Source organism: Streptomyces sp. NPDC028314 (assembly GCF_055565795.1).
On sequence record NZ_JBVHTP010000011.1, the window covers coordinates 233,022 to 247,429 of the forward strand.

Genomic DNA, 14,408 nt, shown 5'->3' on the forward strand with positions numbered 1-14,408 from the left:
ATGATCGAGATCTTCATGGTGGCTCTGTGGTTGGGGCTGGTGTTCAACGCGGCACCGGGTGCGGTGTTCAGCGAGTCGCTACGGCGCGGGATCCGGGGCGGGTTCGGCCCGGCCTTCGCGGTCCAGGTCGGATCGCTGGTCGGCGACGCCGTCTGGGCGGCCCTCGGCCTGGCGGGGGCAGGGGCACTGTTCGCCGTGCCGACCTTGCGTGTGCCGCTCACGGTCGCCGGGTGCTTGCTGCTGGCGTGGCTGGGGGTGGTAGGCCTACGCGACGCATCCGCGCGAAAGGGACCAGACCCGATGACGGAACCGCAGGGAGGACAGGACCGCAAGGCCATGGCTGTGGGGGCGGGCATGTCGTTGGCGAACCCATGGAACGTTGTCTACTGGTCGGGCGCGGCCGGCGGGGTGGGCGCTGTACTGGGACCGGGCGGAGCGTCGGAGCTGGGCGTCTTCTTCGCCGGGTTCATGGTCTCCTCAGTGCTCTGGTGTCTGATCTCGGCGGGGCTCATCGTGGTGCTGCGCAGGGCGCTGCCGCCAGTGGCCGTACGCGTGCTGGAGGCATGCTGCGGTATCGCGCTGCTGGTCTTCGCCATCATCCAGCTGTACCGGCTCATGTGACGTGCCCGGAATTGTGCCTGCCTGAGCGGCTGGAACGCCTCTGACACCCTGACGCGATCGACTCGCGCAACGCCGCGGCCCATGCGGTCGGCGAGTGCCGATCGACCTGGCCGCGTCAGCGACACGGCACTCCTGCGGCTGGTTGACGCTCTCCCAGAGCCTCAAACCGCGGATCCCACGGGTGGTCGGCGTTGATGAGTACGCGATGCGCAAGGGGCGTGTTTACGGGACCGTGCTGATCGACGTTGAGACCCGCAGGCCGGTAGACCGCGCGACCACCACCGAGCCGCCCCCAGAGAAGGCTCTGGCTCCAGAATCGGCCGACAGCGATTCGCCATGACCCACCGGGCACCGCTTCGCCGACCGCACCCGCGCCAAGCACGCCACCGTCCACGCGTTGCTGGCCGCCGGCCACAGCCGACGCCCCGACCCCGGAAACCCTGTTCCAGGGGCAGTGGCAAAACCGAAGGACCAAGCTCGACGACTTCAGGCCTTACCTACACGAGCGATGGGCCGAGGGCTGCACGAACGCCTGGACCCTCTGGGAAGAGATCAAGGAACACGGCTACACCGGCGGCTACGGAGCCGTCCGCGCCTACCTCCAGCCGTTTCGCACAACCCCAAACGCACCGGCAACCCGGCCACCGTCGCCACGCACAGTCGTCCCGGGATTTCCTCATCAAAGGGTGTTGCGAGGTTCTTGAAGAGGGTGGTGTTCTATCCACCGCGCGTCAAACTTCGGCCTGGCGGAGGGTGTGCCAGGCAGGCGCGGTTCGCGACGGTTGGGCCACCGACCCTTCAGCTGCTAGTGGACCTTGCCGCGTCTGCGATCGATGTGCCGGCGCGGTCGCCGGTGCCCGGCAGGTCCTTGGCGAGCCGGCCTGCGAGTGCGCTCATCGGGCATCGACCGGGTGAGGACGCCGAGTGTGAGCAGAGCGAGCGCCGGCAGCACGGCGACGATGATTCCCATCGGCAAGGCGTCGGTGGCGCCACCCGCGCCGGCCAGCGGAGCAAGTGCCCCGCCGATCATGAACTGGCTGAAGCCGAGCAGAGCGGCGGCCGACCCGGCGTGTCCGCCGTGGTCGGCCAGGGCCTGGGCCGCGGCGTTCGGCATGACGAGGCCCACGCTGGAGACCAGGACGAACAGGCCGATCAGGAGCGCGGGCAGGGGTGCCCGTGTCAGCACCGCGCCCAGGACCGTGGTGCCACCGGCTGTCGCGCCCAGCAGACCGGCGAGCAGCAGCAGGCGGGCGCCGGCCCGGGCCACCAGCCGGCCGCTGATCTGGGCGGCCGCAATGAGTCCGGCGGCGTTGACGGCGAACACGGCGCTGTACTGCTGCGGTGACAGGCCGTGGATTTCCTGCAGGACGAACGGCGAGCCGGAGATGTAGGCGAACATCGCCGCGAAGACCAGGCCGTTGGCCAGGACGTACCCGGTGAAGGCCCGGTCGCTGAGCAGCTGCCCGACGACAGCCGGCAGCGGCTGGCGTGACGCGGAGGACCGGGTCTCCGGCAGTCCTGCGGCGGAGGCCGCCAGCATCACGGCGCCGAGTACGGCCAGGCCCACGAAGATCCCCGGCCAGGCCGTGACGCGCAGGAGCTGGCCGCCGAGGACCGGCGCGAACACCGGCGCCAGGCCGGTGATCAAGGTCAGTGCGGAGAAGAGACGTGCGGTGCGGGTTCCGGAGGTGCGGTCGCGGACCATGGCGTTGGCGATGACGATGCCGAACGCCCCGCCGATGCCCTGGACCAGGCGTAGGCCGACGAAGGTCCGGACGTCTGGCGCCACCGCGCAGAGCGCGCTGGCGATCGTGTAGAGGGCGAGGCCCGCCAGCAACGGACGCCGCCGGCCGTAGGTGTCGCTCAGCGGCCCGGCGATCAGCTGCCCGATGGCCAGCCCGGCCAGGCAGGCGGTGATGGTGAGCTGGGTGGCCGCGGCGCTGGCGCGCAGGTCGCCGGCGAGGTCCGGCAGTCCGGGCAGGTAGCCGTCGATGGACAGTGGTCCCAGGGCCACGAGCGCTGCGAGCAGGACGATGAATCGGGTTTGCCGGCCGGCGGCGTCGTTGCTCATGGCTCAGTACGCCACGGTGATGCGGCGGCGGATCGCGGTGCCGCTCTCGATCGTGTCGGCCAAGGCGATCGCGTAGTCGGCGTACGAGATGCGGCTGTTGCCGTCGTCGTCGGTGAGCAGGGTGTCCCCGGCGCTGCGGTAGGCCCCGGTCCGCTCGCCCGCTCCGATGACTGCGGCGGGCGACACGTACGTCCAGTCGAGGTCGTGCACGCCGCGGTAGAGGTCGAGCGCTTCGGACTGGGCCTCGGCGTTGGCCTTCCACACCGCGGGGAAGTCCGGGTCGTCCATGACCCGGGCGCCGGTCGGCGTGCGTAGGCTACCGGCACCGCCGATGGTGACCAGGCGGGTGACACCGGCTCGGCGGAGTCCGTCGATCAGCGCACGGGCGGCACCGACGATCGTGGCGCGGTCGTTCTCCTGGCCGATCCGGGGGCCGACGGCCGACAGTACGGCGTCGTGGGAGGCGGCGAGGCCGGCGACCGCCGCGGGGTCGGTGACGTCACCGGTGGTCACGGTCAGGGCCTTGTGCCCCAGTCCGTCGATGTGGCCGGCTCGGGTGACCGCGGTGACGGTGTGGCCGCGACGCAGTAGTTCCTCGGTGGCGGGCCGGCCGATGTTGCCGCTGGCACCGAACAGGACGATCTTCATGTGTTGCTCCTTGTTTCTGATGGTCAGAGGACGGGCTGGCCGTCGGCGATGATGGCCGCGGTGATGCCGCGCTCGTCGGCGGCGTACTGGAAGCGCTGCTCGATGTCGGGTTGTTCGGTGTAGAACGGCGGGTTGTGGAACAGGCCGTAGTGCATGGCGCAGACGGTGCCGGCGCCGAGTGCCACGGCGGCCTCGACGCCCTGCTCGGGGGTCATGGTCGCCGGGACGTTGGCCGCGTAGCCCTCGAAGTGGGCGATGACGCCGTTGACCGGGACGAACGCGACGTCGAACGGGCCGTGGTCGCGGGCGATCTGCCACCAGCTGCCGTGCCACTGGGTGTCGCCGCAGTGGATGACCCGCCGGCCGGCGCCTTCGACGACCCAGGCGACCTGGTCACAGTCGTTGCCGCGCCAGTCCAGCGAGGTCACCGGGGTGACGGTCAGCTTTCCGATGCGGCGTGACTGGCCCAGGTCCTGGGCGACGGGGGTGATGCCCACCTCGTGCAGCGCCGCCGCGCTCGGGGTGTGGCAGCCGATCGTGCCGGTGGCCGCGATCCGGGCGATCAGGTCGTGGTCGTAGTGGTCGGGGTGCAGGTGGGTGATGAGGGCGTGGGTGCCGGGCGGGGTATCGACCGGGCCGACCGGCCGGTGCGGCGGCCCCATCACCGGCGCCAGCGGAGCGACGTTCTCGAGCGGGTCGATCAGCAGGCGCGTGTCGCCGAGACGGATCTCGACGCCGGCCCAGGCCAGCCGACGCACGGAAAGGGTGGGGGTCATGGGCAGCGACGCTAGACCGACGTTGTTGAGAAAGTCAACAAGAGAGTTTTGAATCTCAATACCACGATAGGGTGGTGGCATGCGCACCTATGGGCAGTACTGCGGCATCGCGAAAGCACTCGACACCGTCGGCGACCGATGGACCCTGCTGATCGTCCGTGAACTGCTCGCCCTGGGTCCTTGCCGGCACACCGACCTGCGCAACGGGCTGCCCGGGATCGCCAGCAACCTGCTGGTCGACCGGCTCCGCGAACTCGAGGAAGCCGGCCTGATCCACCGCGAGGCCGCCCCGCCGCCGGTGGCCACCACCCTGTTCTCCCTCACCGAGCGTGGCCGCACGCTGGAGCCGGTGCTGCGGGAGCTGAGCCGGTGGGGCGTGCCGCTGTTGCGTGAGCCGGGCGGCAACGACACCTTCCGCACCCACTGGCTGGACATGCCCGCCCGGGCACTGACCGACCACCGCCCCGACCAGCCGGCAATCGCCCTGCAACTGCACGCCGACGGCAACGAAGACCTGGTCATCGAAGTCAAGGACGGCTCGGTGCACACACACGCCGGCCGGGTCGACCACCCCACCGCGTCACTGACCGGACCGCCGCACCTGCTGGCCGCGACCCTGCTCGGCGACCTCGATCTGAGCGCCGCGGTACAGCAAGGCCTGCGGCTCAGCGGCGAACGCGAGGCAGTAATCCGCATCCTGCCCCGCTGATCGACCGGCCGCTCGCGGGCCTGTCATTTACTACAGAGAGCTACTTGTCACAGTCGGCCAGGGCGACGAGCTTTCGGTACTCCAGTTCGTCTGTCCGGCCGGCGGTGAGGTGGACGTGAACGTCGGTGAGGAACTCCTTCAGAGCGCTATGCCCGGCGGCGTACGCCCCCTCCTGCCCGCTGGCATCCGGCGGCACCCACAAGATCAGCAGCGGTTCGTGCCTTCGCGTGCCTTCCCGGCTGGCGAAGGACAGCTCATGGACGACCAGCCGCGGTTCGTCCGCGGGCAGGGCCTGCAGCAGCTCGTCGTGCGTCAGGTTGCCCTCAGCCTCCCGGACCAGGACACCTGCGGCGTCGGAGCGGCGGAGGATCACGGTGTTGATCTCCCGCGTCTCCCGCAGCCGCTGCAGGGCAGCCAGGGAGTCTTCCGGAAGGCCGAACACTCTGCTCACAGGAGTCTCACCTCGGTGGTGGTCAGGACCTGGGCAGCCGGAACGCCGCTGCGCCAGGCCGCGGGCCGGCCAGGCGGGCCGGGCGGTGGTCAGGTGTGGAGGCGGCTGTTGGTGCCGTCGTGGCTGTCGGCGTGTTCCTCGTCGAACCAGTGGTCGCCGGCCGCGAGGTAGCGGAATGCGTGTGAGCCGCGGGCAGGGAGGGTGACGGTTGCGGCGCGAGTGCCGTCGCCTCGGGGCTCGAGCGGGTGCGCGGCGGGATTCCAGTGGTTGAAGTCTCCGACGACACTGACCGGCCCGTCCGGGGTGTGGTCGGGGAGGATGAAGGTGACCTTGGTGCGGTCCTTGAGCTTTTTGCGTTCGAGCACGGAAAGGACTCCAGCGGCGAAGGGGCGGGGAACCGGCTCATGCATCCTCGCTCCGGCGTGGCCGCGGTGCGGCGGTACGCGGCCGTGGGCCGGGTGGAGGTCACCCGGGCGGCCGCCTGCCGGCCTCCCGGCGGCCCCGGTAGAGAGGTGGGTGCGCGCGCTGTGGTCAAGTCGTCGGGCGTGCGTTGATGGGGAACAGCTGCTCGGCGCCGATGAGTTCCAGCAGGCGCATGAACCGCGGCCAGGACGCTCCTCACCTTGGTGGCGGCGATGGCCGATCGATGAGTTCCCCGTCCGGCAGGGCCTGTGGGTAGGGGAAATCGACGAGGTCCACCGGGGTGAGCGTGCACCGCACCGGGGTGTAGCCGTAGTCCGGGTCCTCCTGCCGTAGGGGCAGCGGGGGCGACGCGAGTATTCGCGTGACGTCGGCGCTGTTCCGCCAGCGGATCTCGGCGACCGGGCTGACATCGGCGTGCGGAGCCGGCGGATCCCAGTGCGCGTTGGGGCACCACAGGAGCTGGAACACATCCTTGCCCTCGGCCACCAGTCGCCCGGTGCGTCCCGCCGGTACACCTGTGCCACCGCCACCATGGCGGTCGCCGGTGGTCCGGAATCGGACTTCTCGTCCGGGATGTCGCAGTGCGGCCAGGCCTCCTCGACCGGCCAAAGCAACGGTCCACCCACGGAACTCTGGTGGACCGTCGGCTCCCCCGGTGCGGGGGCCAGTACCACGGCTGGCAGTGCGTACGGTGCGAGTCGAGGCACAGCTGCGATGATCTCTTTCGCGGAGGGCCTGGTGTTGTAGGGCAGCTCCATGGCCGGAGATTAGCCCACCCCTCTGACAGCAAGGCCGAATCGGCCTGCCCGGCCCCCGGCCCGGCTATGGAAGGGGACAGGTGAGCGGGAGGACGCGCTCGGTCAGCCGGCCGGTGAGGTGGGTCCCGGTGACTTCGGCGTCGGCGAGCCACTCCGCCTGGGTCAGCTGTTCCACCAGCATCTGGAGCTCACCGGGGTTGGCGGGATGCCAGGAGGCGAGCAGCTCCAGACCGAGGCCCTGGCCGAGCGGGCCGAGTCGTCCGTCGGCGCTGGTCTGGGTGGCCAGCGTCAGGACGAGCAGCCGGGCATCCGCGGCGAGCTTGGCTTTGCGGAGCTTCTTGTCCGAGACGACCCTCTGTGCCCAGCCGCTGAGCTTGGGTCGCGTCGCCTTGCCGAACGTGAACGGACCGGGTTTGTTCCAGTGGGGCATGAGGGAGGGAACGCTGACGCTGGTGGGGTTCTCCGGTTTCGAGGCAAGCAGGTCGGCGGCCGTGCCGGGGAGGACCAGCCAGCCTCGGTCGGCCAGCTGCCCGACCAGGTGCTCCGGATCGGTCAGGCCCAGCCCGGTGAGGTCCTGACCGACGACGTTGCCGATTCCGGTGAGCGCGGTGCGCAGCGTGAGCATGATCGCGACCAGGCGTGCTTGCGGGCAGGGCAGCGGGGCGTGGTCGGCCACGTGGGCGAGGACGGACCGTGCATGTTCCCATTGAGCCGGCGCGGTCAGCAGGCGGGCGACCGGCGGACCGTCGCCGTCCGCGCTGTGGCCTGTGCGCTGCTGGTGTTGGAGGCGGGCGGTGGCGGCGGCTTGTTCGGCGCGTTGGGCTTCCCAGCGCAGGCCGGTGTCGCCGGTGACGTCGGCCCAGGTGGTGAAGGCGCGGGCCTTGCGCTCCTGGAGGCCGGCGAGCTCTGCCAGGTCGGGTTCGGTGCGCTGCTGGTAGGCGCGGAAGAGGTCGCCGAGTTCGATGAGCTCGTCACGCAGGAAGACGGGTCGCAAGTCGGCAGGGATGATCCGTTGCGCGATCTTCCCCTGCCGGGGACGGCGGGGAGCCGGGGCGGAGCGGGGAGCCGGCACCTCCTGAGTGCCGGTTGCGGCCGGGCGGTGCGAGAACCGCAGCGCGTCGACAGGTGCAGCCGAGGGGCGGCCGGCAGCGTCGCGACGGCTGGTGACCGGATCGGCAGCGGGCGGGGCGGTGGCGACGACCTTCGCTCCGGGTGCGGCGGCCGCGCAGCGTGAACAGCACTCCATGGCCCGCCACCAGCGCCCTACCCGGTCGGTGACGACAGCGAGGACGACTGCCCCGCCACACCGCCACCGTTCGGCCGGCGCCGGCCGGTCATCGGGGCGGATGTGCGTGGTGCAGCCGTCCGTCTTGCATGCGCAGTACGCGTCGGTGCGCGGCGCGGCGACGGTCTTGAGGTGGGCTTTGAGGTGGGCGACCGCTGCGGCACGGCCGGCGGCCGCGGACGGTAGCAGCTGATCAGCACAGGAAGGACGGCTGCACGAAACACGCACGGCCGTACTACCCCGGCCGGCGGCGTCCAGACGCACGGTCCATCTGCGTCCCAGCACCCGCTCGTCCATCTCCCGGGCCGTGACCTCCGTCATCCCGTCGTCCTCTCTCTGCCGGGTCCGCACTGCCCGCACCGCCCCCGCCATGCCGGACGGGATGTCAGCGCGCGCCCACCGTACGCGGCATGGGTCCGGAGGACCGGTCAACTCGGGCCTTGTTCACCGGTCCGAGTGCACGTCCCGCCCGGCGTGTGCAGGTGCAGGGTGAAAACGACGGCGAGGGCAGCCCGGCGGCTCGACCGGCCGCCAGGCAGCTGCCGGGGACGGCAAGGTCGTTTCCCCGGTGAATCGAGGCAGCCACCCGGGTGAAGTTGACCGTGCGCGGCGTGTGCAGTGCCGTGCTGTCCGCGCTAGACCCTGCCATGTGATGAACCTGCTGTGGCGCGGCCTGCCCGCGCTCACCCTGGCCGCCCTGCCCCTCCTCACCACCGCCCCACCCCGCCCATGCCGCTGCCCACCGTCCGGCCGTAGCCTCCGCCGTTCCCACTGTGGCCTGGGCTGCCGGTCCGGCGGTGTTCCAGGCGGCTCCGTCGCGGAGGACAGCGTCCGCGGCGAGCGGCAACTGGTACCTGGCTCCCTCCGGTCACGCTGGTTGCCCGGGGACCCGGCCACCGTGATGGGGTCCTGGAGGGCATAGCCTCCAGGGCCCCACACAATCAGCGTCGATCGTGGTCCGGTTTCACGATCCTGAACTTGGCTACGTTCTCCCCGGTCGTCCACCGGTGGAAGCCGGCCTTCTCCAGTACTCGGACTGAGGCCGGGTTCGACAGTTCCACGTCGGCGGACACCGTGTGGACATCCGGCGAGGTGAGGGCGAACTCGGCCAGGGCCTGGGTGGCCTCGGGGGCATAGCCCCGGCCGCGGCGGGAGGCCACGATGCCGTATCCGATCTCGAGGACGCCGTCGCTGGGCGGCCAGAACAGGCCGATGGAGCCCACCACCAGGCCGCCGTCGCGCTCGATGACCAGACGGTGGCCGTAGGTACCGAGCCAGGCGGGGTACTGGTCGAAGAGGCCCGCGACCACGCGATCGCCTTCGGCGGGAAAGTCGTCCGCCCAGTGCGGGTACCGGGTGTCGTCGAGGACCGCGGTGGCCTCGTTCTTGGTCCAGGGCCGCAGGACGAGGCGCTCGGTGACCACGTCGGCGTGGGCGGATGAAGAAGAGGAAGAGGAAGACATGTGTCTCTCCTGGTCGTTGGAACGACCGGCCGCGCTTCTGCTAACGCACGGGCCGGACAAGGGCATGCTGATGAGGGCCGACGGCGGCCATATTCATCAACCTCCTCATCCCGAGATCACGCGTCAGTCGCGCTGGCGTGAGCGTAGTGACCCCTCTCCAGCCAGGGCAACCCATTTCCGGGCCGCTGACGGGGGCTTTCGCTCGCTGAAGGTCGTGTCCCGTCGAGCGCCGGCTCGTGCTCTGATCATGCTCAGCAGTGATGCCGCGGAGGGCTGGGCTTCGGCGTCGTCGGGCGGCGAGGTTCCAGCGGGGCTTGGTCGCGGTCCACCGGGCGGCGCACTCGCAGTGGTACCCGCTGGCAGTCGGGTCACAGCGTGCGTGGGGGCAAGGTGCCCGTGCGTTCGCCAGGTGAGACGAGTCCTGTCTCGTAGGCGAGGACGACGGCCTGGGCCCGGTCGCGCAGGGTGAGTTTGGCGTAGAGCCGCGCCACGTGGGTCTTCACTGTCGCCTCGCTGAGCGTCAGTTCCTGTGCCAGTTCGGTGTTGGAGAGGCCCTGGCCCATGAGCGTCAGCACCTCGCGCTCGCGCGGCGTCAGTGCGGCCAGGTCGCGGTGGACGGCCGGGGTTGCGAGGCCCGAACCGGCGCCGGGGGTGCCGGGGGCGAAGCGTTCCACCAGGCGGCGGGTGATGGAGGGGGCCAGGAGGGCGTCGCCGGTGTCGACCAGGCGTACGGCGGCGGCCAGGTGCGCGGGGGTGACGTCCTTGAGCAGGAAGCCGCTGGCTCCGGCGGCGAGGGCGGCGTAGACGTATTGGTCGAGGTCGAAGGTGGTCAGCATGATCACCCGACAGTCCGGGGCCTGGGCAAGTACGCGTCGGGCGGCTTCCAGGCCGTCCATGACCGGCATCCGGATGTCCATCAGTACGACGTCGGGCCGCAGTCTCCGCACGGCGGCAACGGCCTCGGCTCCGTCGGCGGCTTCGCCCACCACGTCGATGCCGCGGGCGGTCAGGATCAGGCGGAAGCCGGTACGGACCAGCTCCTGGTCGTCGGCGATCACGACGCGGGGGCCGGGCTCGGCGCGCGTCGTCATGGCCGGTCCAGCGGGATCCGGGCGCGGACGCGGTAGCCGCCGCCGAGGCGGCGGCGGGCATCCAGGTCGCCCCCGTAGACGGCGACCCGCTCTCGCAGGCCGAGCAGCCCGCGTCCCGTTCCGTCCGCCCTGCCCGGGGCCGGCTTCTTCCGTGCGGGCCCGCTGCCCGACAGGACGCTCGGCCCGCTGTTCAGCACCTCCACCCGCAGGTAGTGGTCCGCGTATCGCACCGTCACCTCGGCTCTCTCTCCGTCCCCGTGTTTGAGGGCATTGGTCAGGGCCTCCTGAATGATCCGATAGGCGGTGACGTCGATCCCGGTCGGCAGCGGGCGCGGCTCGCCCGAGATGCGCATCTCGACGGGCAGGCCGGCAAAGGCGATCCGGTCGATCAGCGGGCTGAGCCGGCTCAGGCTCGGCTGCGGGGACAGGTCGATGTCGTAGGGCTCGTCGTCGCCGTTCTGCGCGGGTGCGAGCAGGCCGAGCAAGTGTCGCAGCTCGGTCATGGTGTTCCGGCCGGCGGTCTCGACGGCGCTCATCGCCGCTGCGGCCTCGTCGGGCATCGTGGCCAGCACCTCGCGGGCGGCCCCGGCCTGGACCACCATGAGGCTCACGTTGTGGCTGACGATGTCGTGGAGCTCGGCGGCGATCCTGGCCCGCTCGGCGTCGACCGCCGTCCGCGCGGCGCTCTCGCGTTCCCGCTCCAGCAGCCAGCCGCGCTCCTCGATGGCGGCCTGGTGCAGCCGCCGCGCCCGTACCGCCGCCACGTACAGCCACCCGGCGGCGCCAACTGCCGCCGCCAGGGCGACAACCAGCCACATCATCCCGGATTCCCCCACCGATTCCCCCACCTGATCATCTTCGCAGGTGTCCTACGCGCCCGCGTCGGGCCCCGGATGCAGCGCCGTACATCCCCGGGATGACCCGACCGGACGGATACACCCGGGGGGTGACGCCCCGTCATCGACCTGGACCTAGGTTCGAGTCATGACAACCGATCACGACAGTGCCCGGCAGGTAGTGGTCCGACTGGACGGCGTACACAAGGAATACGGCGACGCGAAGGCCCTGGACGGCCTCTCGCTGGAGATACGGGCGGGCGACGCGGTTGCCGTGATGGGCCCCTCCGGCTGCGGCAAGTCCACCCTCCTCAACATGGTGGCCGGCCTGGACCGGCCGACCTCGGGCACGGTCGAGGTGCAGGGCCACGATCTGAGTGAGCTGAACGAGACCGGCTTGGCCCTGTTCCGGCGACGGAACGTCGGCATGATCTTCCAGTTCTTCAACCTCATCGACGACCTGCCCGTCCTGGACAACGTGGCGCTCGCCGCACAGCTGACCGGGACACCGGCCAGGCAGGCGCGCCGCCGCGCTCTGGAGCTCCTCGACGAACTCGGCGTCGCCGGACGCCGCGACAACTACCCGGCGACGCTCAGCGGCGGCGAGCGGCAACGGGTCGCCGTGGCGCGGGCCCTGATGAACCGTCCTGCGCTCCTGCTGGCCGACGAACCGACCGGCGCCCTCGACAGCCGCTCCGGAGAACAGGTGATGGACCTGCTGATCGACCTCAACCAGATCGGCCAGACCCTGTTGATCGTCACCCACGACCCGCAACTGGCCACCCGCTGCGCCAGCCGGCTGGTCGAAGTCGCCGACGGCCGGGTCGCCCGCGAAAGCACGCTGGAGGCGACCGCGTGAGCGCCGTGTGGAGAGCCTCGCGCGCGGCCGTGAAACGCCGCCGGCTCCAGACCTTCGTCATCGGACTCGTCGTACTCTGCTCCACCACGACCGTCCTGCTCGCGCTGGCCCTGCTGACCGCCGCCTCCAGCCCCTTCGAGACGGCCTACGCCGAACAGCGCGGTGCCCACACGGTGGCGGCATTCGACACCACGAAGGTCTCGCAGGAACAGCTGGCGCGGACCGCCCGGCAACCCGGGGTGGAGGCCGCGGCCGGACCGTTCGGACAGGCCGTCGTCGGCATCCCCGAAGACTGGCTCTGGATGGCGGGAGGCACCCTCACCGTGGTGGGCCGCCCCGATCCGGCAGGCCCCGTGGACCGGATCGAGTTGCTGGAAGGTCACTGGGCCACCGCACCCGGCGAGATCGTCGTCAACTGGCCCGTCCAGGGCTCCCCCGGCACGGAGCTCCTCGGCAGCAAACTGGAGACCCCAGGCGGACCGACGCTGACCGTCGTCGGCTTCGCCGCCAGCATGAGCCAATCGGCGAGCGCCTGGGTCTCGCCCGAGCAGATGGCCGCACTGCACCCGTCCTCCGCCCAGATGCTCTACCGCTTCACGGATTCCTCGACGCAGGCCCAGCTGAGCGCCGCGCTGGCACGGGCCACCACCGGACTGCCCGAGGACTCGCTGACCGGCACGCAGACCTATCTCACCCTCAAGCAGACCTTTTCGGCACTGGCCGACTCCTACCTCCCGTTCATGACGCTCTTCGGCGTCCTCGGCCTGCTGGTCTCCACCCTGATCGTCGGCAACGTGGTCAGCGGGGCGGTCGTCTCCGGGTACCGGCACATCGGGGTGCTCAAGGCCCTGGGCTTCACCCCGAATCAGGTCGTCGCCGTCTACCTGACGATGCTCTCCGTACCGGCCGTGGCGGGCTGCGTCCTGGGCACCCTGCTGGGCAACGCGCTCGCCGGACCGATCCTGAAGATCGCGTTCGCCGGCATCGAAGTGGGCCGGGCCTCGATCGGGGACATCAGCCCGTGGGTGTCCGTGGCCTGCCTCGCCGGCATGCCCGCCCTCGTCCTGCTGGCCGCGCTGGTCCCCGCCCTACGCGCCCACCGGCTGCCCGCCGCTCGGGCGATCAGTGCGGGCGGCGCGCCGCGGACCGGGCGCGGGCTGCGCGTCCAGCGGGTGCTCGGCGCCACCCGGCTGCCCCGCCCGGTCAGTCTGGGCCTGGGCCAGCCGTTCGCCCGCCCCGCCCGCACTCTGCTGACCATGGCGGCCATCGTCCTCGGAGTCACCACCGTGACCCTGTCCTCCGGACTGACCAGCACCTTGCTGGCGTACGGCAACGTCGGGCGGGAGGACGGGGGCGCACGGATCCAGGTGACCACCGAAAGGTCGGGCGACGACCGGACCCCGCCCAGGCTCAGCGACCTGCAGGTCGAGGAACGGCTGCGCTCCCTGCCGGGCGCGCGGGGGGTACGGGCCCGAGCGCTCTCCCAGGCGAACATGGCCGGCCAGAGCCAGCCCGTGTTCGCCGACTTCTACCGCGGCGACGCATCCCTGTACGACCACACCGTCGTCAAGGGCCGGGCGCCGGCCGCGGCAGGCGAGATCGTGGCCGGGCCGGCCTTCCTGACCCAACGCGGACTGAAGCTCGGCGACCGGGTCACGCTGGAACTGAACGGCAAGAAGATCACCGCTACCGTCGTGGGCCGGCTCATCGAGGGCAACGCCCGGGCCCTGGAGGCCACCTGGCAGACCCTCGCCCTGCTCGCACCGGACGCCCACGCCACCGAATACACGGTACGGCTCACCCCCGGCGCCGACGCGCGCGCCTACGCCGAGGCGGTCGCGGCGCTCGACCCGGCCCTGCACGCGTCGGTGATGGACGACGGCAACGCCGGCCCCGCCACCATCATCACCTTCTCCACCGTGTTCACCGTGCTGCTGACTCTCGTCGCCTCGCTCGGCGTCTTCAACACCGTCCTGTTGAACACCCGTGAGCGGCGCCGGGACCTGGGCATGCTCAAGTCGATCGGCATGACCCCCCGGCAGGTGGTGGTGATGACGGTGACCTCGGTCGCCGGGCTCGGCGCGGTCGGCGGCCTGCTCGGCATCCCTCTCGGGATCATGGCCCACCGCCTCGTCGTGAACCATGTCGGAGTGATCGACTTCCCGGAGTACATGAAAGACGTGTGGCACGCGCCTCAGCTTGCCGCCATGTTCCTCGCCGGTGTGACGATCGCCGTCCTCGGCGCCCTGGTCCCGGCCCGGTCGGCAGCCCGGATGACCATCGCCTCGGTGCTGCACACCGAGTAGATCACCCCTCGGTACCAGCCTCTGGATAACGGCGACGGGGGCGACGGCGTTGCCTGCGAGTGACACGGCTGACGGGCAAACGTCCTGGCCCCGCGGGATCGCCACGGTGCC

Annotated in this window: 15 protein-coding genes; 5 read left to right on the forward strand and 10 right to left on the reverse strand. The window is 71.0% G+C overall.

Annotation, left to right across the window (positions count from 1 at the left end):
- A complete protein-coding gene (locus ACZ4TG_RS25330; protein WP_468166597.1) occupies window positions 1–621 on the forward strand; it encodes a LysE family transporter in 621 nt (206 codons plus the stop codon).
- A 94-nt stretch (window positions 622–715) separates the two neighbouring features.
- Window positions 716–961 (forward strand): hypothetical protein, encoded by a 246-nt coding sequence (locus ACZ4TG_RS25335; protein WP_468166599.1) that lies wholly within the window; start codon window positions 716–718, stop codon window positions 959–961.
- Window positions 962–1,426: 465 nt separating this feature from the next.
- Here the strand turns inward: ACZ4TG_RS25335 and ACZ4TG_RS25340 are convergent, their stop codons facing one another.
- From ACZ4TG_RS25340 to ACZ4TG_RS25350, 3 genes are read right to left on the reverse strand one after another with little or no spacing between them, the layout of a single operon-like run.
- Window positions 1,427–2,692 (reverse strand): multidrug effflux MFS transporter, encoded by a 1,266-nt coding sequence (locus ACZ4TG_RS25340; protein WP_468166601.1) that lies wholly within the window; start codon window positions 2,690–2,692, stop codon window positions 1,427–1,429.
- Window positions 2,693–2,695: 3 nt separating this feature from the next.
- Window positions 2,696–3,340: an NAD(P)-dependent oxidoreductase gene (locus ACZ4TG_RS25345; RefSeq protein WP_468166603.1), complete on the reverse strand. Its 645-nt coding sequence runs from the start codon at window positions 3,338–3,340 to the stop codon at window positions 2,696–2,698.
- A 23-nt stretch (window positions 3,341–3,363) separates the two neighbouring features.
- Window positions 3,364–4,116, reverse strand: a complete 753-nt coding sequence (locus tag ACZ4TG_RS25350; protein WP_468166605.1) for an MBL fold metallo-hydrolase — start codon at window positions 4,114–4,116, stop codon at window positions 3,364–3,366.
- A gap of 79 nt (window positions 4,117–4,195) precedes the next feature.
- Between ACZ4TG_RS25350 and ACZ4TG_RS25355 the strand changes: the two genes are divergently transcribed.
- A complete protein-coding gene (locus ACZ4TG_RS25355; RefSeq protein ID WP_468166607.1) occupies window positions 4,196–4,825 on the forward strand; it encodes a winged helix-turn-helix transcriptional regulator in 630 nt (209 codons plus the stop codon).
- 40 nt (window positions 4,826–4,865) lie between these two features.
- On the opposite strand, the gene ACZ4TG_RS25360 is transcribed toward ACZ4TG_RS25355, so the two are convergent.
- The 7 genes from ACZ4TG_RS25360 to ACZ4TG_RS25390 form a co-directional block, all read right to left on the reverse strand.
- On the reverse strand, window positions 4,866–5,276 hold the full coding sequence (locus ACZ4TG_RS25360) for a cofilin family protein (RefSeq protein WP_468166609.1): 411 nt from the start codon (window positions 5,274–5,276) through the stop codon (window positions 4,866–4,868).
- Between the two features lie 89 nt (window positions 5,277–5,365).
- The gene (locus tag ACZ4TG_RS25365; RefSeq protein WP_468166611.1) at window positions 5,366–5,641 is read right to left on the reverse strand and encodes an isoamylase early set domain-containing protein; all 276 of its coding nucleotides are present in this window, start codon (window positions 5,639–5,641) and stop codon (window positions 5,366–5,368) included.
- A gap of 253 nt (window positions 5,642–5,894) precedes the next feature.
- A complete protein-coding gene (locus tag ACZ4TG_RS25370) occupies window positions 5,895–6,185 on the reverse strand; it encodes a hypothetical protein (RefSeq protein WP_468166613.1) in 291 nt (96 codons plus the stop codon).
- Between the two features lie 336 nt (window positions 6,186–6,521).
- Window positions 6,522–7,451, reverse strand: a complete 930-nt coding sequence (locus tag ACZ4TG_RS25375) for a hypothetical protein (RefSeq protein WP_468166615.1) — start codon at window positions 7,449–7,451, stop codon at window positions 6,522–6,524.
- 1,232 nt (window positions 7,452–8,683) lie between these two features.
- Window positions 8,684–9,205 carry a GNAT family N-acetyltransferase gene (locus tag ACZ4TG_RS25380; RefSeq protein WP_468166617.1) on the reverse strand — a complete coding sequence of 174 codons (522 nt, stop codon included), beginning with the start codon at window positions 9,203–9,205 and terminating at the stop codon, window positions 8,684–8,686.
- A 368-nt stretch (window positions 9,206–9,573) separates the two neighbouring features.
- Window positions 9,574–10,296: a response regulator gene (locus ACZ4TG_RS25385; RefSeq protein ID WP_468166619.1), complete on the reverse strand. Its 723-nt coding sequence runs from the start codon at window positions 10,294–10,296 to the stop codon at window positions 9,574–9,576.
- Window positions 10,293–11,117 (reverse strand): sensor histidine kinase, encoded by an 825-nt coding sequence (locus ACZ4TG_RS25390; RefSeq protein ID WP_468166621.1) that lies wholly within the window; start codon window positions 11,115–11,117, stop codon window positions 10,293–10,295. The genes ACZ4TG_RS25385 and ACZ4TG_RS25390 overlap by 4 nt, the downstream gene beginning before the upstream one ends.
- Before the next feature lie 163 nt (window positions 11,118–11,280).
- Here ACZ4TG_RS25390 and ACZ4TG_RS25395 point away from each other — a divergent pair, with 163 nt between their 5' ends.
- Together ACZ4TG_RS25395 and ACZ4TG_RS25400 are read left to right on the forward strand one after the other, a co-directional pair.
- A complete protein-coding gene (locus ACZ4TG_RS25395) occupies window positions 11,281–11,991 on the forward strand; it encodes an ABC transporter ATP-binding protein (protein WP_468166623.1) in 711 nt (236 codons plus the stop codon).
- Window positions 11,988–14,297, forward strand: a complete 2,310-nt coding sequence (locus ACZ4TG_RS25400) for an FtsX-like permease family protein (protein ID WP_468166625.1) — start codon at window positions 11,988–11,990, stop codon at window positions 14,295–14,297. The genes ACZ4TG_RS25395 and ACZ4TG_RS25400 overlap by 4 nt, the downstream gene beginning before the upstream one ends.
- Window positions 14,298–14,408: the final 111 nt, after the last annotated feature.

What these genes read in the sequence shown, in the direction of transcription:
- ACZ4TG_RS25330 (WP_468166597.1), top strand. Translation starts at nt 1, where the DNA reads ATGATCGAGATCTTCATGGTGGCTCTGTGGTTGGGGCTGGTGTTCAAC.
- ACZ4TG_RS25340 (WP_468166601.1), bottom strand. Translation starts at nt 2,692, where the DNA reads ATGAGCAACGACGCCGCCGGCCGGCAAACCCGATTCATCGTCCTGCTC.
- ACZ4TG_RS25345 (WP_468166603.1), bottom strand. Translation starts at nt 3,340, where the DNA reads ATGAAGATCGTCCTGTTCGGTGCCAGCGGCAACATCGGCCGGCCCGCC.
- ACZ4TG_RS25350 (WP_468166605.1), bottom strand. Translation starts at nt 4,116, where the DNA reads ATGACCCCCACCCTTTCCGTGCGTCGGCTGGCCTGGGCCGGCGTCGAG.
- ACZ4TG_RS25355 (WP_468166607.1), top strand. Translation starts at nt 4,196, where the DNA reads ATGCGCACCTATGGGCAGTACTGCGGCATCGCGAAAGCACTCGACACC.
- ACZ4TG_RS25380 (WP_468166617.1), bottom strand. Translation starts at nt 9,205, where the DNA reads ATGTCTTCCTCTTCCTCTTCTTCATCCGCCCACGCCGACGTGGTCACC.
- ACZ4TG_RS25385 (WP_468166619.1), bottom strand. Translation starts at nt 10,296, where the DNA reads ATGACGACGCGCGCCGAGCCCGGCCCCCGCGTCGTGATCGCCGACGAC.
- ACZ4TG_RS25390 (WP_468166621.1), bottom strand. Translation starts at nt 11,117, where the DNA reads ATGATGTGGCTGGTTGTCGCCCTGGCGGCGGCAGTTGGCGCCGCCGGG.
- ACZ4TG_RS25395 (WP_468166623.1), top strand. Translation starts at nt 11,281, where the DNA reads ATGACAACCGATCACGACAGTGCCCGGCAGGTAGTGGTCCGACTGGAC.